We start from the raw sequence: 16,327 nt of genomic DNA on the forward strand, positions 1-16,327 counted from the left end.
GGGGCACATGTGCTCGAACCGGATCGAAAGGAGCAGATTCATGCCCGCCGGAAGAGTGGACGGCAAAATCACCCCGATGACGGGCCCTACGGGCGTACGTGCGGGCGCACGGGTGAACCCGCCGCCGCCCGAGGGCACCGGCGCACGGAGCCGCGGACTCGCGCACACCGTGCGCAGTCACGAACCGACCTACGCCGTGCGGAGTCATGAACCCACGTACGCCGCACGAACCCGTGAACCCACGTACGCCGCGCGGTTGTCCGGACCCGCCCGCTCACCGCGACGGCACCCGGCCAGGACGGGCGCGGCATGACGGCGGCACGCGGCTACACCATCGAATCACTGGACACCGGCCTCCGGCTGATGCAGTTGTTCCTCACCCATGACACCCTCACCGTCACCGAGGCCGCCGGGCTGCTGGGCATCGGCCGGTCCACCGCCCACCGGGTGCTGAGCACCCTGGAGGGCCGGGGGTTCGTGATCCGGGAGAGCTCGGGCCGCGGCTACTCGGCGGGCCCCGAACTGGTGCGGCTCGGCCGCCCGGCGGGTTTCGGTTCCGCTGTCCGCGAGCGGCTCGGGGCCGTGCTGGAGGACGCGGCGCGGCGGACCGGCGAGACGGTGCAGAGCACCGCTCTGATCGGCGACCGGATCGTCGTCACGGACGGCAGGGAGTCCTCCCATCCGGTACGGGTGATGCTGGAGGGGGGCACCCGGCCGGCACACGCCACCGCGGGGGGCAAGATGCTGCTCTCCCGGATGACTCCGGACCAGGTGTGCGCGCTGTATCCGTACGAGGAACTGGAGCGGGTCACCACCTCCACCATCACCTCCCGCGCCGCGCTGCTGGCCGAGTTGGACCGGATCCGCGCCGCCGGGCACGCGCTCAGCCTGGGTGAGTCGGTCCCGGGCCTGAACGCCGTGGCGGTGCCGCTCGCCGGCGCGGGCTGGCGCGACCGTCTCGCCCTGACCGCGTCGGCTCCCGCAGGCCGCTCCCGCGACACCGACCTGGCCGAACGGGCCGGGCAGCTGCGGCAGTCGGCCGCGCTGCTGACCTCCGGTCGCGTCCTGTGACGGCCGGTCCCCGCCCCGTCAGCGCCGGGCGCCGCCGATGCGTCCCTCCAACTGCACCAGCAATTGACTGAGCTGGGCACTGAGCAGCTCGCGTGCCCGGTCGTCGAGGCCGGAGAGTACGGCCCGTTCGTACGCGAGCTGCTCGGGAAGCAGCCGGTCCACCAGGCCGAGGCCCTCCTCGGTGAGCCGGACATGGGCGACCCTGCGGTCGCGTGCGTCGCCGCGGCGGTCGATCAGGCCGCGCTCCTGGAGGGTCCGGAGGCGTTTGGTGACCGCGGCACCGGAGGAGAAGGTCTCGCGGGCCAGCTCCCCGGGGGTCAGCTCGCGGGCGGTGCGGCGCACCGCGCCGAGAAGGTCGAACTCGGCGCGCGTCAGCCCGGCGGTGCGCAACGGGGCGTCCTCCGCCTGCTGGAGGAGCGCGGCGCAGCGGTTGATACGGCCGATGAGTTCCATCGGTCCGGTGTCGAGCCCGGGGTTGACGGCCTGCCACTGCCGTACCACCGAGGCAACGATGTCGTCGGTCACACCGCTCCGTTCTCCGGGGCGAGGGCGATCAGCCCCTGCCGTTGTGCTGTCGCGGCGAGCGTACGGTGTCCGGCCTGCTCGGCCGCGAGGAGCTCCCGCTCGGGCAGGGCGCGCTGCCACCATTCCCCGGCGGCGGTGTCCCCGGCCTCGCGGAGTTCCACGAGGGAACCGGTCAGCCGGCGGCGCGCGCGGTCCAGGCAGGCGGGCGCCGCGGCGGGATCGGCGAGCATCCGCAGGGCCTGGGCGCGGGCACTGCCCGTGGCTGCCAGTGCCTTCTCGACGCGTCCGGCGGCCCGTCGGTTGGTGACGAGCACCGCGGCGAGGAACCCCACGAACGCGCCGACGAGGGTGTCCAGGACCCGGTCGCCGATGAGTTCCCCGGCCGGATGCACGGCGCCGCCGAACTCCAGGACCAGCAGCGCCATCGGGGTCACGGCGACGGAGCCCAGCCAGTAGTTGCGGGTGATCAGGGCCTCGGCGGCGAAGCTGAAGAACAGGACGCAGGCGATGAGGGCGAGGGGGCCGGTCCGGGTGAGGGGCAGGACCGCGGCGAAGACGAGGACCCCGAGCAGGTTGCCCACGGTGCGCTGGAGGGTCCGGTTCCAGGACAGGGTGACATTGGCCTGGTAGAGGGAGGCGGCGGTGACGATCGCCCAGTAGGGGCGGCCGACACCGAGTGCGGCGCAGAGATATCCGGCGAGCGCGCAGCCGATGAGGGTGCGGGCCGCGACGGGCAGCAGCGGGGAGCCGGGGGCGAGGCCGCGCAGCAGCGGGCGGTGGGCGTCCCGCCGGCCGCCCGCGGCGCGCCGCTCGGCGCGTTCGGCGTCGATGCCGAAGAGCTCGTCCGCCGTGCCGGGGGCGGGCGGCGGGGTGGGAACGGGGCCGCGGGCACGGGTGGCGGCGGCCCAGGCGCGCAGCTGCGCGGGGCCGGCGGCCGCGGTGTGGCCGCTGAGCGCGGATCCGGCGAGCGCGGCTTCGGCGTGCACCACGAGACGTTCCAGGGCGCGGCGTACGGGGGTCGGCCTGCCGGAGGCGAGCAGGCACTGCCAGGCCGTGTGCACGGCGGCGGCCGCGGCGTGCCGGGTACGGGGCCCGGGGTCGGCGGAGCAGGCGGCCGCGGCGTCGAGCGCGCGGGCGGTGGCCCGGCGCTCGGGGCCCTCCCGGCGGATCAGCGCGGGCCCGACGACGGTGACCAGCCAGGACACGGCCCCCGCGGCGAGCGTCAGGGCGAGGTGGCCGGGGATCTGCCCGAGGTGCTGCGGGGCGAACAGCGCGGCGGAGGTGACGAACGTGAAGATCACATGGCCGGGCGGGCCGATCCTGGTCGCGTCGCAGAGGGTCTTCTGGGCGGCGGCGAGCAGCGCGGCGACCGCGACGAGAACGGCGGTCGAGCCGGTGAGCGAGGCGGTCAGGAGTGATACGGCGAGTCCTGCGAGCATGCCGAGCACCACCCCCGCGACGGCCCGCGCCCGCCGGGCGTACGGCAGGCTGTGGCCGTACAGCGCGCACAGTGAACCGGCCATCGTGTACATCACGAGGTCCAGCCGGCCGAGGGCGAACAGCAGCAGATTCGGTACGGCGGAAGCGACGACCACACTCAGCGCGGGCTTGAACCAGGTGTCCGAGGGGCGGGCGAGACGGAGCGCGCCGGCCAGCGGGAGTCCGCGGACGAGGGGTTGCCGGGTTCGTGTAGTTGTATGGCTCACTCAAATAGATTAACAGGTATTACACCTGTAAACGATTAGCGCCCGGCAATCCACCCGGCCCACCGGTCGCCCACCCCCTCGGCCGCCCGGCCCGTCGGCGGTCCCGCCCGTCAGCCGCCCTGTTCGTCGGTCGCCTGCACATGGTCGGCGATGCCGACCACCAGGACCCGGGTGCCCGGGGCGATGGGGCGCCAGCGGTGGACGAGTCCACCCGCGCAGTAGAGCGTGTCGCCCCGCTCCAGCCGGTAGAAGCTGCCGTCGGCCTCGACCTCCGCCGAGCCGTCGGCGACGTACAGGATCTCGTCGTTGCGGTGCCGGAACTCCCGGCCCCAGTCGTGGGCGCCGGTGAACTCAAGCGCGTGCAGGCGCTGATGGCCCCGCACGAGCGGCCGCATCCGGCCCTCCGCCTCGCCCTCGGCACCCGCCTCCCGCACCGAGGCGGAGGCGCCGCGCACGACGTCGACCGGGCGCGGCGCCTCGGCCGTCGACAGCAACTGCACCGCCGTGGTGTCGAGCGCGTCGGCGATCCGCTGCAGGGACCCCATGCTCGGGCGGGAGCGGCCGTTCTCGATCTGGCTGAGGAAGGGCACCGAGAGCCCGGCCCGCCGGGCGACCTCCGCGAGCGTCAGCTCCAGGGCGCGGCGGCGCCGCCGGATTCCGGGGCCGACCTGGGGGGTCTCCGCCTCGCTCATGTCCCTCGCTCCGTGTCCCGCGTGCCGCACACCACAGCCGGCGGGGCGAGGAGCAGCCTACCGGGCCGGTTAATCTTTTAAGCACCACCTAAAAAAGTTAACCGGGAGGATCGATCCATGCCCCTCGTGGACCAGAACCAGCGTCGGCGCCGAGGCACCGGGCTCATAGCCCTGGACGAGGAGGCGAGCGCCGGTGGCTACACCCTCTTCGCCCCGCTGACCGGCAGCGGCGAGGTCTACCTCATCGACCTGCACGGCGAGGTGGTCCACCAGTGGAACCTCCCCCACCGCCCCGGCCGGCACGCCCGCATCCTGCCCAACGGCAATCTCGCCTACAACGGGGTCCTGCCCGACGAGCCGGCGCTCTTCCCGATGTGGCACAAGTACCGCGGCGGGATCATGCAGGAGATCACCCCGGACGGCACCGTGGTCCGCGAGCACCGGGACCGCTACCAGCACCATGACGCGTACCACTACGGCGACGGCCGGCTGCTCTACAGCGCCCTGGAACCGCTGACCGGTGAGGCCGCCGCCGCGGTCCGGGGCGGGGTGCCGGGCTCCGAGCCCGAGGGCACGGTGTGGGCGGACACCATCGTCGAGGTGGACGCCGAGGGCCGCACGGTGTGGGAGTGGAAGGTCTCCGAGCACCTGGACCGCGAGGCGTTCCCGCTGCACCCGGACTACTCCCGCGAGCACTACCCGCTGATCAACAGCGTGCTGCCGACCAGCGACGGCAACATCCTGGCCAGCTTCCGCTCGGTCTCGGCCGTCGTGGTCATCAGCCGGGAGACCGGTGAGATCATCTGGCGCAGCGAGCCCGGCACCGTATCGCAGCAGCACTGCCCGACGGAGCTGGAGAACGGCAACTTCCTGGTCTTCGACAACGGCGTCTTCCGGCCGCGGTGGGACGTGCCGTTCAGCCGGGTCATCGAGATCGAGCGGGCCGGTGGCACCATTGTCTGGGAGTACCACGACCCGGCGCGCGAGTCGTTCTTCGCCCCGTTCATGGGCAGCGCCCAGCGCCTGCCGAACGGCAACACGCTCGTCACGGACTCCCCCGCGGGCCGCCTCTTCGAGGTGACCCCGGACGGCTATCTGTGCTGGGAGTACATCGTGCCGTTCTTCGGCGGCTACCAGGAAGAAGAAGTGCGCAAGCTGTTCCCCTCCGAGCCCAACGCCGTGTTCCGGTCCTACCGCTACTCGGCCCGGGAGCTCCCCTGGCTCGACGTCCCGAAGGGCTGAGCCCGGACCATGGCCTCTCCCGTCCCCGACACCGGCACCGCCGCCGCCCCGGCACCCGCCGCCGCTTCCCCCGTCGCCCCGGTCGACGAGCGGCTGCCCCTGCCGAAGCTGGCCCCGCTGGCCTTCCAGCATCTGCTCGCCGGGGTCGCCGCCCCGGTCTCCTCGGTCATCCTGATCGCCACCACGCTGTCGCTGTCCGCCTCGCAGACCGCGTCACTCCTCAGCGCGACCCTGGTGCTGTGCGGCGTGGGCGCGCTGCTCCAGTCACTGGGCGTCAAGGCGCTGCGGATCGGCGCCCGGCTGCCCTTCCTGATGCTGCCGGGCGGTGCGGCGGTGGCGATCTTCCTCCAGGTCGCCAAGGAGCACGGGCCTGCCACCGCCTCCGGCTCGGTACTGATCGCCTCGGTCTTCCTGCTGCTCGTGCTGCCGTTCTACGGGCGCCTCGTGCGGTACTTCCCGCCCCTGGTGATGGGGACGACCGTGGTCCTGATCGGGATCAACATGATCAAGATCACCTCGCCGATGATCGCCTCGGGGCCCGGCCTCGGCTTCGCCACCCTGGGCATCACCGCGCTGTTCTTCCTGCTGATGCGGGGAGTGTGGCGCCAGATGTCCGTGCTGTTCGGGCTGGTCGGCGGTACGGTCGTCGCCGCGGTGAGCGGTACGACGTTCCATGTGGCGCACGGCGGCACGTTCGCGCTCCCCGACCCGTTCCCGTACGGCACTCCGCACTTCGACCTGCTGGCCGCGGTCCCGCTGCTCGTCTTCGCCCTCGCGTCACTGGCGGAGGCGACGGGGCAGACCGTGCTGAACAGCGAGGCCGTGGGGCGCACACCGAACGCGGCGCGCGATGTGCCGCGCATCTCCCGCGCCGACGCGGTGACCTCGCTGGGCGCCGGGGTCTTCGGTACGTCGCTGATGGTGACCAGTGCCGAGAACATCGGCATCGTGCAGCTGACCCGGGTGCGCAGCCGGTTCGTCACGGCGGGCGCCGGAGTACTGCTGATCGTGTGCGGCCTGCTCACGCCGCTCACCCGGCTGCTGGCCGCCATCCCCGAGCCGGTGGTCGGCGCGGCGGGCCTGATCATCTACGCGGTGATCGCGACGATGGGCTTCGGCATGCTCAGCCGCGAGAACCTCTCGCACGGGACCAACGGGATCGTGGTGGCGCTGGCGCTCTGCGTCGGCCTGCTGCCGGTCTTCGCGCCCGAGATGTACGCGGGGCTGCCGGTGTGGGCCCGCACGGTCTTCGGCAGCGGGGTCGCCGCCGGGGCGCTGGCAGCGGTGGTCCTGGCCGCGGTGTTCGGCCGCCTCGGTCCGCCGCAGGAGCGGCACGATGAGGTCTGACCCGCGGTGACGCGACCCGATGTGCCCCTGACGCCCGCACCGGCGCCGGGGGCACATCCCCGTGCGGCACCGGCGGTCAGCCGAATCCGCGGGCGTCCTGCTTGAGGGCGGTGTCCACGGTCAGCGCCGTCGCGACGACGAGGCTCAGCAGCGGCTCGGGCAGCTGGTAGTGGATCTGCAGCACATAGTTGTCGGCCGTGGTGAACATGGTCTTCGCGAGCCCCTCCCAGGTCTTGGTGATCCGGGCGATCTCGGCGTCGTTGTGGTCGACGATCGCGAAGTTCCAGGCACGCCAGTTCTCGGCCTTGATGGCACCGACCTGCCGGCCGTCGGCCATGATCGCGAAATTGATCTTGCCGATGGCGTTCTGCTGGACGATCTCGCCGACCGTTGCGCCATCGGGGCGCTGGACGATGATCCGGGACTTGATGAACTTCGCGGGGCGGGTCAGCAGCAGCTGCGGCGTGCCGTGGGCATCGCGGATCTCCAGCCGGTGCGTCAGGTACTGGTCGATGCTGGAGACGAACCGGAGCACCTTGCGCAGGGTGCTCTGGCCGACCTGCACGACCGAGCCGATCGTGCTGCCGTGCTGGTCGAAGACGCTGTACTCGTTCGTCACCTCGATCAGCTTGGCCTTCTGGTTGACCACCAGGACCTGCTGCGTGAACAGCGAAGGGACACCGGGCGCGGCCTGCTGCGGCGGCACATGTGCCTGCTGGGGCGTGTGCGGCTGCTGGACCGGCTGGGGTGTGTGGGCCTGCTGAACCGGCTGGGGTGCGTGAGCCTGTTGTGGCAGGTGCTGTTGTTGTGGCACCTGACCCTGCGGGACCGGCTGACCGTGCTGGACCGGCTGACCCTGCTGGGACTGCTGGACCGGCTCCTGGGAGGGGGCTGCGGTCTGCTGCCCGCCGGCCGGGTGCGTGTGTTCGGTCCACTGGGAGCCGTCCCAGTAACGCAGCAGCTGAGGCGCGCCATGAGGGTCCGAAAACCAGCCCGCAGGTATGTTCGATTGCGTGGTCACCGGGGCACACTATCCCGCGGGCCCGTGCCCCCACACTCCTTGAACCTTCATATACCTATTACGATGGCGGCGATGAACAGGCTGAGCGTGCGGACCGACCGGCGACGGGGCAGCATGCGTACGCCCGCCTCGCTCGGCTGGGTGTTCGTCCTCCTGGCGATGTTCTTCTGCTGCTCGCTGACCACCTCGGCCGGCGCGGTGCCGCCGGCCGGCGCGCACGGCCACGCCGCCGCCCACGCGATGACCCCGACGCCCGAGGCGGCGGCGGCCCGCGTGGTCGCGGACGCCCCGGGCGACCGGGGCATGGGCACGTCCTGCCACGGCACCTCGGACCACTCGAAGGCCATGGTCCTGCCGGGCCCCTCCGCCCCCCTCGCGCTCCCCTCCGCCGTGACCGTGGTCCCCGTCGCCCCGCTCACCGGCGCGGCGGCCATCCGCGGCCCCGCCAACGACGGTGTGCGCGCCGTCGATCACCTGCGTCTCCAGGTCCAACGGATCTAGAGGGCCCGGGTCCGTTCCCGTACCGAATTCCGCGCACGAGGTGCCGGAAACCGGCGGGGACGGCCGTCCGTACGCCCTCTTCCCTCCATGCATCGCCACGTATGCATCCCGTTCGAACCCGAGGACCCTCCATGGCTTCCGCCAAGAACACGTCTTCCCCCAAGAACCAGAACAGCGCCACCGCCGCGCGCCGCGCCAAGCTCGAAGAGGCCCGCCGCAAGGAGCGGGCCCGTGAGCGCCGCAACCGCGTCATCACCATCAGCGCCTCCGTGGCCGTGGTCGCCGCGCTCGTCGCCGGGGGCGGTTATCTCATGGCGCAGGCCGATGAGCAGGACAAGGCCGAGGAGCAGGCCAAGTCCTCCCCCGTCACGGGTGAGCGCAGCTGGGACAAGCTGACCCAGAACCACGTGGACAAGCCGGTCAGCTACCCGATGAACCCGCCCGTCGGCGGCGACCACAACCAGGTGTGGATGAACTGCAACGCCGACGTCTACACCGAGGCGATACCGAAGGAGAACGCCGTCCACTCCCTGGAGCACGGTGCCGTCTGGGTCACGTACAACGAGAAGGCGAAGCCCGCGGACATCAAGGCGCTGGGCGAGCGGGTCTCCTCCACCCCGTACTCCCTGATGAGCCCCGTCAAGGACCAGGACGCCCCGCTGATGCTCAGCGCCTGGGGCAAGCAGGTCACGGTGAAGAGCGCCTCGGACGCCCGCGTCGCGCAGTTCTTCACCAAGTACGTCCAGGGCCCGCAGACTCCCGAGCCGGGCGCGGCGTGCACCGGTGGGCTCGCCAAGTGACGGCCGCCCCGCACACGAGTGCCCCGCACCCGCGCGGCTCGCGCCGGATGGCCGTGGCGGGAGCCGCGGTGCTGTTGCTGGCGCTGGGCCTGGTGGCGCTGATGGTCGTACGGCCGTCCGCCGCCGCCCCGTCGGACCGGCGGCCGGCGTCAGGGTCGGCGCCCGCCGGGAGTTCGGTCGACGCGGGCTTCGCCCGGGACATGTCGATCCACCATCAGCAGGCCGTCGAGATGTCGTTCATCGTCCGGGACCGTACGGATGACGAGGACGTACGGCGTCTCGCCTACGACATCATCAATACGCAGGCCAACCAGCGCGGCATGATGCTGGGCTGGCTGGAGCTGTGGGGCCTGCCCAAGAGCGCGGCCGGACCGCCGATGGCCTGGATGGGGCACACGGTCACGCCCAAGGGCGACGGCTCGCTGATGCCGGGCATGGCCACCGACGCGGAACTGGAGGAGCTGCGGGCGGCCGGGGGCCGGGACGCGGAGGTGCTGTTCCTCCGGCTGATGACCGTCCACCACCGTGCGGGCGCCGACATGGCGCGGGCCGCCGCCGGTTCCGCGGGCACGGACGCGATCAGGAATCTGGCGGACGGCATGGTGCGCGGCCAGCAGTCGGAGATCGGGCTCATGGCGGACATGCTGGAGGCGCGGGGCGCGAAGCCCTGAGCCGGGTGCGCCGGTACGCCGTCCTGCCGGGGCGGGCGGCGCGCCGGGCGGGGGCCGATCCCCGTCCCGGCGCGCTGCCCGCCCCGCCCGGCATCACATAGGCTCGGCGACGATATGAAGAGCACCCCCGCACCGTTGGGCCCCAAGGCCGACAAGGACACCGTCCGACGGAACAATCTGAGCCTCGTCCTGCGCGCCGTCCGAAATGTGGGCGAGGCCGGGGAGGCGACCCGGGCAGGGGTGGCCGCCCGGGTCGGACTGACCCGCGCCGCGGTGTCCTCGCTGGTCGAGCAGCTGCTCGACATCGGCTTCCTCACCGAGTCGGGCAAGACCTTCAGCGGCCAGGCCGGACGCCCGGGTACGGCGCTGAAGGTGGCGCGCACCGGCCCCGCCGGGATCGGCGTGGAGATCAACATCGACTACGTCTCGGTCTGCGTCGTCGATCTGGCGGGCACCGGCCGGGTCCGGCAGACCGAACACCTCGACAACCGGGGCGCCCCGCCCGGGGAGGTCCTGGCGCGGGCCGCCCGGATCGCGGCCCGGACCCTGGAGTCGGCGCGCGAGCAGGATCTGCACCCCGTCGGTGCGGCGCTCGGGCTGCCGGGGCTCGTCTCCGGCGGTTCGGTGCGCCAGGCCCCCAATCTGGGCTGGAACCGGGTGCCGGCCGAGGAACTGTTCGCGGACGCCCTCGCCGGGCTGCGGCCCGGCCGGGCGGTGCTCGCGGTGCGTTCGGAGAACGAGGCCAATCTGGCGGCGCTGGCCGAACTGTGGTTCGGCGGGCTCGACAAGGTCCGCAGCTTTCTGTACCTGACCGGTGAGATCGGGGTCGGCGGCGCGCTGGTGATCGACGGGGAGCTGCTGCGCGGTGCGCACGGCTTCGCCGGGGAGATCGGGCATGTGGTGGTGGACCCCTCGGGCCCGGAGTGCAGATGCGGAGCGCGGGGTTGCCTGGAGCAGTACGCGGGGCAGTCGGCACTGTTGCGGGCGGCCGGGATCGACGGGGCCGGCGGCGGTGCCGGGGTCGCGGAACTGGAGCGACGCGCGCGGGCCGGTGACGCGCGTGCGGTGGCGGCGGTCGACGGCGCGGGCCGGATGCTGGGCCGGGTGCTGTCCGGTGCGGTGAATCTGCTCGACCCGGACGCGGTGGTGCTCGGCGGGATATACCGGGGCCTGATGCCCTGGCTGTCGCCGCCCGCGGACGAGGAGCTGACCGGTCGGGTCGTGTCCGGGCTCTGGTCCCGGGACGGCGGACGGCTGCGGGCCTCGTCCGTGGCCGGTGACGCGGCACGGGGCGCGGCGGCGCTCGTGGTGCGGGACGTGCTGACGGATCCGGTGGCGTACGCCCGGTGAACCCGCCCGGCGACGGGCGCGGGCCGGGGCGGGTACCGGGTGCGCCCGGTACGGCGTACGGGTGCGCCCGGTCAGGCGTACGGGGCGGCGTGTGCGGGGCGGCGCGTACGGGACGGCGCGTACGGGACGGCGCGTACGGGGCGGCGCGTACGGGACGGCGCGTACGCGGCCGGACTACCGGGAGCCCTGCCCCGTACGCGCACCCCCGCAAGAGGCCCTAGACGCCGAGCAGATGGTCCATCGCCAGCTGGTCCAGCGCCTCGAAGGCCATCCCGCGTTCGGCGGCGGCGGTGACGTCGAAGTCCTCGTACGCGGAGCGGTCGGCGAGCAGTCCGGCGACGCCGTCCTCCGCGGTGGGCAGGGCCAGTTCGTCGAGGCGGGCGGCGCGCAGCGCCTCCTGTACGGCGGGGTCGGCCCGGAAGCCGGCCGCGCGCTCCTTGAGGATCAGGTAGTTGCGCATGCAGCCCGCGGCGGAGGCCCAGACACCTTCGTGGTCCTCGGTCCTCGGCGGCTTGAAGTCGAAGTGGCGCGGGCCCTCGTAGCCGCCCCGCTCCAGCAGGTCGACCAGCCAGAACGCCTGGCGCAGATCGCCGGCGCCGAAGCGGAGGTCCTGGTCGTACTTGATGCCGGACTGACCGTTGAGGTCGATGTGGAAGAGCTTGCCCGCCCACATGGCCTGGGCGATGCCGTGCGGGAAGTTCAGCCCGGCCATCTGCTCATGTCCGGTCTCCGGGTTGACGCCGACCAGTTCGGGGCGCTCCAGGCGCTCGATGAAGGCGAGGGCGTGGCCGATGGTGGGCAGCAGGATGTCGCCGCGCGGCTCGTTCGGCTTGGGTTCGATGGCGAACCGCAGGTCGTATCCCTGCTCGGTGACGTAGTCGCCCAGCAGGTCGAACGCCTCCTTCATCCGGTCCAGCGCGACCGGGACGTCCTTGGCGGCGCCCGACTCCGCGCCCTCCCGGCCGCCCCACGCGACATAGGTGGTGGCGCCGAGTTCGACTGCGAGGTCGATGTTGCGCAGCGTCTTGCGCAGCGCGTACCGGCGTACGTCGCGGTCGTTGGCGGTGAACGCGCCGTCCTTGAACACGGGGTGCGTGAAGAGGTTCGTCGTCGCCATGGGTACGACGAGGCCGGTCGCGTCCAGCGCCTGCCGGAACCGCTTGACGATCCCTTCGCGCTCGGTGTCCGTCGAGCCGAACGGGATCAGGTCGTCGTCATGGAACGTCACCCCGTGGGCGCCGAGTTCGGCGAGCCGCCGCACGGAGTCGACCGGGTCGATCGGGGCCCGGGTGGCGTCGCCGAAGGGGTCGCGGCCCTGCCATCCCACCGTCCACAGACCGAAGCTGAACCTGTCCGCCGGAGTGGGGGTGAAGCGTTCCGTCATGGTCTGGCCGCCTTCGGATGCCGTCGGTCCGCCGACGCCCGCACCGGCCGGACCTTATTTGTTCACTGTCATGACTAATCATGCACGGATCCCCCTTCCGGCATAACCCCTCACTTCGCGCGAGACCGGGGAGCCCCCTGTTCGACGGGGCCTCGTTCACGTAATTTGTTTCCCTCGCAACCAAATACCCGTACCGCGAGAATGAGGTAGCCCATGCCGTCGCGTTCCGTCGTCATCGGCGTGGACAGCTCCACGCAGTCCACCAAGGCGGCCGTCATCGATGCCGTGACCGGTGAGACGCTCGCCGTCGGCCGCTCCCCGCACCTGGTCAGCGGGGACGGCGGGGCGCGGGAGAGCGACCCCGAGGTCTGGTGGCGGGCACTGTGCGAGGCCGTGGCCGCCGGAATGAAGGAGTCCGGGGTGCCCGTCACCGCCGTCACCGGCATCGCGGTGGCCGGGCAGCAGCACGGGCTCGTCGTGCTGGACCGGTCCGGCCGGCCGCTGCGCCCCGCGCTCCTGTGGAACGACACCCGTTCCGCGCCGCAGGCCACCGCCCTCACCGCCGCGCTCGGCGGCCCCGCCGCCTGGGCCGCGCGGACCGGTTCGGCGCCGGTGGCCGCCCTCACCGCGTCGAAGTGGCAGTGGCTGCGCGAGCGGGACCCGGCGACCGCCGCCGCCGCGGCGGCCGTGCGGCTCCCCCACGACTTCCTCACCGAACGGCTCGCGGGCACCGCCGCCACCGACCCCGGGGACGCCTCGGGCACCGGCTGGTACTCCACCGCCACCGGCTCCTACGACCCGGAGGTCCTCGCTCTGCTCGGCCTGGACCCCGCCCTGCTCCCCGAGGTCGCCCCCACCGGGGCGGCCCGCGTCGGCTCCCTGACCCCGGCCGCCGCCGGGGCGCTGGGGCTGCCCGAGGGGATCGCCGTCGCGGCCGGGACCGGCGACAACATGAGCGCGGCCGTCGGCCTGGGCCTCGGCGGCGCCGGTCTGCTCGACCACCCGGTCCTCAGCCTCGGCACCTCCGGCACGGTCTTCGCCGCGACCCGCACCCGGCCCGTCGCACCGTCCCTCTCCGGCTTCGCCGGGGCGGACGGCACCTATCTCCCGCTGGCCTGCACGCTGAACTGCACGCTCGCCGTCGACAAGGTCGCCGCCCTGCTGAACCTGGACCGCGAGGACGCCATCCCCGGGGGCGCGGCGGTGCTGCTCCCCTATCTGGACGGCGAACGCACTCCGGACCTCCCCGCCGCCGCCGGACTGCTCACCGGACTGCGTCACGACACCACCCCGCGGCAGCTGCTCGGCGCCGCCTACGAGGGGGCCGCCGTCACCGTTCTGCGGGCGCTCGACGAACTGCTGCGGGCCTGCGGTCTCGACCCGGCCTCCCCCGAGGTCGCCGCCCGGCCGCTGCGGCTGATCGGCGGCGGCGCCCGGGGCCGGACCTGGGTGGAGACCGTACGCAGGCTCTCCGGCCGCCCCCTGGTCGTTCCCGGCAGCGGCGAACTGGTCGCCCTCGGCGCCGCCGCGCTCGCCGCCTCGGCGGCCCGAGGCGGCGACCCGGTGGCCCTGTCCGCCTCCTGGAACGAGCGGACCCCATCCGCAACGGACCGTCAACTCACGCCTGTACCAAGGGATATGGAAACCTGGCAGCGGGTCACCTCGGTACTGGAGCGGGCCGCGGAGCCACTGCTCGGCGGCTGAGCGCAAGAGGGACGTCCCCCCGCGCACCATCCGTTTTGGGATGCGAACCGATCTTCAATAGGATCCGGCGATGATCACAAGAAAACGGCTGACGGCCGGGGTGTGCATAGCGCTTGCCACGCTGACCGCCGGGCTCGGCACCGCGCTCCCGGCCGCCGCCGACGAACCCCGCGCCTCCGCACCGCCCAAGGTCGAACTGGTCCTCGACGTCAGCGGCTCCATGAGCACCCGCGACATCGACGGCCAGTCCCGCATGACCGCGGCGAAGAAGGCGTTCAACGACGTCCTGGACGGGGTGCCCGAGGAGGTGCAGCTCGGCATCCGGACCCTGGGCGCCGACTACCCGGGCGACGACCGCAAGGTCGGCTGCAAGGACACCAAGCAGCTCTACCCGGTCGGCCCGCTCGACCGCACCGAGGCGAAGACCGCCGTCGCCACCCTGGCGCCGACCGGCTGGACCCCGATCGGCCCGGCCCTGCTGGGCGCCGCCGACGACCTCGGGGAGGGCGGGTCGACCCGCAGGATCGTGCTCATCACCGACGGTGAGGACACCTGCGGACCGCTCGACCCGTGCGAGGTCGCCCGGGACATCGCCGCCCGCGGGGTGCACCTCGTCATCGACACGCTGGGCCTGGTGCCCAACGCGAAGATCCGGCAGCAGCTGACCTGTATCGCCGAGGCCACCGGCGGCACGTACACCGCTGTCCAGCACACCGAGGAACTCTCCGACCGCGTCTCGCAGTTGGTGGACCGGGCGGCCGAGCCCGTCATCACCCCGGTGGCGACCGAGGGCGCGGACAGCTGTTCCGCCGCGCCCCGGCTCAAGGCCGGTCTCTACACCGACCGCCAGGAGTTCGGCCGGCACCGCTGGTACCGGGTGGACGTCCTGCCCGGTCAGGAACTGCGCGCCTCCGTGAGCGTGGCCGCGGACCGTGCCGTCGCCAATGACTACGGCGTACTGGTCCGGGCGGTGACGGTGCACGGCAGGGAGATCGTCCGGGGCTCGGAGTCCGGCACCGGCCGTACGGATGTGATCTCCTCCGGACTGCGCTACCCCAAGCCGGAGCTGGAGGACGAGGACGACACGAAACCGGCCGCCGAGGCCGTGTGTCTCCAGCTCTCCCACTCCTTCTCGGCGGCCTCCGCCTCCGTGAAGACCGCCCCCGGACTGCCCGTCGAACTGACGGTGGATCTGGTGGACGGCCCGGACAACGCCGCCGACCCCGCCGCGTTCGGACTCGGCAGGGGCTGGTGGCTGCTGGGCCTGCTGGTTCTCACCGGTCTGCTCGCGGGTCTGCTGACCGGCTGGATCTCGCGCTGGCGCGTCGCCGTATGGAGGACCAACTGATGCGTAGGACCCACCACCGCGCGAGCGGCCCGGACCGTGTGAAGCGCGCCTTCGCCGGAGCGCTGCTCGCCGGGCTCTCCCTGCTCACCTCGGCCGGGGCCGCCGCGGCCGACGGGCCGTCGGCCACGGCGAGCACCGACGAGGACGGCGCCGGGACGGCCGGACCCACCGAGGCGGGCACCACCTTCCGTACCGCCACCTCGCTCCAGCAGGGGCAGCGCGGCACCGCCGACGCCTCCGCGGGCGACTATCTGTACTGGGTCTTCCCCGCCGACGCCGGACAGCGCGCCACCGTCAGGGCGCGGGTCACGCTGCCGGAGAGTGCCACCCGGCACGGCGCGTCGACCTGGCAGATCGATGTGTACGACGGACTGCGGCGCCGTCAGGCCTGTATGTACGGTCACCAGACCAGGAAGGCGGCGGCCGACGCGGCCTCGGTCGAGCTGTCCTGTGTGCTGCGCACCGTGCGGGCCTGGTCCGAACCCTGGGCGGACGACCCGCTGCCCGGCAGCTACTACGTGCGGCTGACCGTCCTCAATCTGCCCGCCACCGATCTCGGTCTGCCGATCGGGGCCGAGATGAAGGTCACCTCGGTCGACAAGGGCGGCGCCCACGACGTGGACGGGACGCTCTCCGAGCCGCTGGTGCCGGGCGTGTCCTTGGCCCGCCAGGCCTCGGACGGCTCCTCCGACGACGCCTCGTCCGACAGCGACGCGTCCGGGCCCCGGGTGTCGCCGGGCGGCGAACCGGACGACGGCTGGAGCTCCGGCTGGTGGACGGACCGCTGGCTGTGGACCGCGGGCGGCGGAGTGCTCGCGGCGCTCGCGGCCGTGTTCGGCTACTCCCTGACACGCGGCGGCGGTCGCCCGTCCCGGGTGCCCCCGGGCGTCTGACCGCCCGCCCGGCCGACCGACGACGGCGCCCCGTCCCCCTCCGGGGGCGGGGCGCCTTCCTGTGCCGAGTGG

The 16,327-nt window shown here is 73.0% G+C and carries 15 protein-coding genes; 10 read left to right on the forward strand and 5 right to left on the reverse strand.

What is annotated here, in order from left to right:
* The first annotated feature begins 309 nt into the window (after positions 1-309).
* Positions 310-1,071: an IclR family transcriptional regulator gene (locus ABT170_RS15365; RefSeq protein WP_329946702.1), complete on the forward strand. Its 762-nt coding sequence runs from the start codon at positions 310-312 to the stop codon at positions 1,069-1,071.
* 18 nt (positions 1,072-1,089) lie between these two features.
* Here ABT170_RS15365 and ABT170_RS15370 read toward each other — a convergent pair whose 3' ends face one another.
* The 3 genes from ABT170_RS15370 to ABT170_RS15380 form a co-directional block, all read right to left on the reverse strand.
* On the reverse strand, positions 1,090-1,596 hold the full coding sequence (locus ABT170_RS15370) for a MarR family winged helix-turn-helix transcriptional regulator (RefSeq protein ID WP_329946701.1): 507 nt from the start codon (positions 1,594-1,596) through the stop codon (positions 1,090-1,092).
* Complete coding sequence (locus ABT170_RS15375; RefSeq protein WP_329946700.1) at positions 1,593-3,302, reverse strand: FUSC family protein; 1,710 nt, start codon at positions 3,300-3,302, stop codon at positions 1,593-1,595. The genes ABT170_RS15370 and ABT170_RS15375 overlap by 4 nt, the downstream gene beginning before the upstream one ends.
* A gap of 110 nt (positions 3,303-3,412) precedes the next feature.
* Positions 3,413-3,994 (reverse strand): helix-turn-helix domain-containing protein, encoded by a 582-nt coding sequence (locus tag ABT170_RS15380; RefSeq protein WP_329946699.1) that lies wholly within the window; start codon positions 3,992-3,994, stop codon positions 3,413-3,415.
* Between the two features lie 117 nt (positions 3,995-4,111).
* On the opposite strand from ABT170_RS15380, the gene ABT170_RS15385 reads away from it, so the two are divergent.
* A complete protein-coding gene (locus ABT170_RS15385) occupies positions 4,112-5,236 on the forward strand; it encodes an aryl-sulfate sulfotransferase (RefSeq protein ID WP_329946698.1) in 1,125 nt (374 codons plus the stop codon).
* 9 nt (positions 5,237-5,245) lie between these two features.
* Complete coding sequence (locus tag ABT170_RS15390) at positions 5,246-6,583, forward strand: uracil-xanthine permease family protein (RefSeq protein ID WP_329946697.1); 1,338 nt, start codon at positions 5,246-5,248, stop codon at positions 6,581-6,583.
* Between the two features lie 76 nt (positions 6,584-6,659).
* Here ABT170_RS15390 and ABT170_RS15395 read toward each other — a convergent pair whose 3' ends face one another.
* Complete coding sequence (locus ABT170_RS15395) at positions 6,660-7,604, reverse strand: LURP-one-related family protein (protein WP_329946696.1); 945 nt, start codon at positions 7,602-7,604, stop codon at positions 6,660-6,662.
* Between the two features lie 72 nt (positions 7,605-7,676).
* Here ABT170_RS15395 and ABT170_RS15400 point away from each other — a divergent pair, with 72 nt between their 5' ends.
* From ABT170_RS15400 to ABT170_RS15415, 4 genes are all read left to right on the forward strand, one after another.
* Complete coding sequence (locus tag ABT170_RS15400) at positions 7,677-8,105, forward strand: hypothetical protein (protein ID WP_351867612.1); 429 nt, start codon at positions 7,677-7,679, stop codon at positions 8,103-8,105.
* Between the two features lie 131 nt (positions 8,106-8,236).
* Positions 8,237-8,905: a thioredoxin-like domain-containing protein gene (locus ABT170_RS15405; protein ID WP_329946694.1), complete on the forward strand. Its 669-nt coding sequence runs from the start codon at positions 8,237-8,239 to the stop codon at positions 8,903-8,905.
* A gap of 47 nt (positions 8,906-8,952) precedes the next feature.
* Positions 8,953-9,576 (forward strand): DUF305 domain-containing protein, encoded by a 624-nt coding sequence (locus tag ABT170_RS15410; protein ID WP_329946795.1) that lies wholly within the window; start codon positions 8,953-8,955, stop codon positions 9,574-9,576.
* 114 nt (positions 9,577-9,690) lie between these two features.
* Entirely contained in the window at positions 9,691-10,926 is a 1,236-nt protein-coding gene (locus tag ABT170_RS15415; RefSeq protein WP_351867615.1) for an ROK family protein, read from the forward strand.
* Positions 10,927-11,143: 217 nt separating this feature from the next.
* Here ABT170_RS15415 and xylA read toward each other — a convergent pair whose 3' ends face one another.
* A complete protein-coding gene (xylA, locus tag ABT170_RS15420; RefSeq protein WP_329946692.1) occupies positions 11,144-12,310 on the reverse strand; it encodes a xylose isomerase in 1,167 nt (388 codons plus the stop codon).
* A 213-nt stretch (positions 12,311-12,523) separates the two neighbouring features.
* Between xylA and xylB the strand changes: the two genes are divergently transcribed.
* The 3 genes from xylB (at position 12,524) to ABT170_RS15435 (ending at position 16,255) form a co-directional block, all read left to right on the forward strand.
* The gene (gene xylB, locus ABT170_RS15425; protein ID WP_351867619.1) at positions 12,524-14,014 is read left to right on the forward strand and encodes a xylulokinase; all 1,491 of its coding nucleotides are present in this window, start codon (positions 12,524-12,526) and stop codon (positions 14,012-14,014) included.
* A gap of 70 nt (positions 14,015-14,084) precedes the next feature.
* The gene (locus ABT170_RS15430; protein WP_351867622.1) at positions 14,085-15,362 is read left to right on the forward strand and encodes a VWA domain-containing protein; all 1,278 of its coding nucleotides are present in this window, start codon (positions 14,085-14,087) and stop codon (positions 15,360-15,362) included.
* Positions 15,362-16,255 (forward strand): hypothetical protein, encoded by an 894-nt coding sequence (locus tag ABT170_RS15435; RefSeq protein WP_351867625.1) that lies wholly within the window; start codon positions 15,362-15,364, stop codon positions 16,253-16,255. Before ABT170_RS15430 ends, ABT170_RS15435 begins: the two co-directional genes overlap by 1 nt.
* The last annotated feature ends 72 nt before the right edge of the window (positions 16,256-16,327 follow it).

It is taken from the genome of Streptomyces sp. NPDC001787 (assembly GCF_040297465.1).
Lineage (GTDB): Bacteria > Actinomycetota > Actinomycetes > Streptomycetales > Streptomycetaceae > Streptomyces.

What these genes read in the sequence shown, in the direction of transcription:
- ABT170_RS15365 (WP_329946702.1), top strand. Translation starts at nt 310, where the DNA reads ATGACGGCGGCACGCGGCTACACCATCGAATCACTGGACACCGGCCTC.
- ABT170_RS15380 (WP_329946699.1), bottom strand. Translation starts at nt 3,994, where the DNA reads ATGAGCGAGGCGGAGACCCCCCAGGTCGGCCCCGGAATCCGGCGGCGC.
- ABT170_RS15385 (WP_329946698.1), top strand. Translation starts at nt 4,112, where the DNA reads ATGCCCCTCGTGGACCAGAACCAGCGTCGGCGCCGAGGCACCGGGCTC.
- ABT170_RS15390 (WP_329946697.1), top strand. Translation starts at nt 5,246, where the DNA reads ATGGCCTCTCCCGTCCCCGACACCGGCACCGCCGCCGCCCCGGCACCC.
- ABT170_RS15400 (WP_351867612.1), top strand. Translation starts at nt 7,677, where the DNA reads ATGAACAGGCTGAGCGTGCGGACCGACCGGCGACGGGGCAGCATGCGT.
- ABT170_RS15405 (WP_329946694.1), top strand. Translation starts at nt 8,237, where the DNA reads ATGGCTTCCGCCAAGAACACGTCTTCCCCCAAGAACCAGAACAGCGCC.
- ABT170_RS15410 (WP_329946795.1), top strand. Translation starts at nt 8,953, where the DNA reads ATGGCCGTGGCGGGAGCCGCGGTGCTGTTGCTGGCGCTGGGCCTGGTG.
- ABT170_RS15415 (WP_351867615.1), top strand. Translation starts at nt 9,691, where the DNA reads ATGAAGAGCACCCCCGCACCGTTGGGCCCCAAGGCCGACAAGGACACC.
- xylA (WP_329946692.1), bottom strand. Translation starts at nt 12,310, where the DNA reads ATGACGGAACGCTTCACCCCCACTCCGGCGGACAGGTTCAGCTTCGGT.
- xylB (WP_351867619.1), top strand. Translation starts at nt 12,524, where the DNA reads ATGCCGTCGCGTTCCGTCGTCATCGGCGTGGACAGCTCCACGCAGTCC.
- ABT170_RS15430 (WP_351867622.1), top strand. Translation starts at nt 14,085, where the DNA reads ATGATCACAAGAAAACGGCTGACGGCCGGGGTGTGCATAGCGCTTGCC.
- ABT170_RS15435 (WP_351867625.1), top strand. Translation starts at nt 15,362, where the DNA reads ATGCGTAGGACCCACCACCGCGCGAGCGGCCCGGACCGTGTGAAGCGC.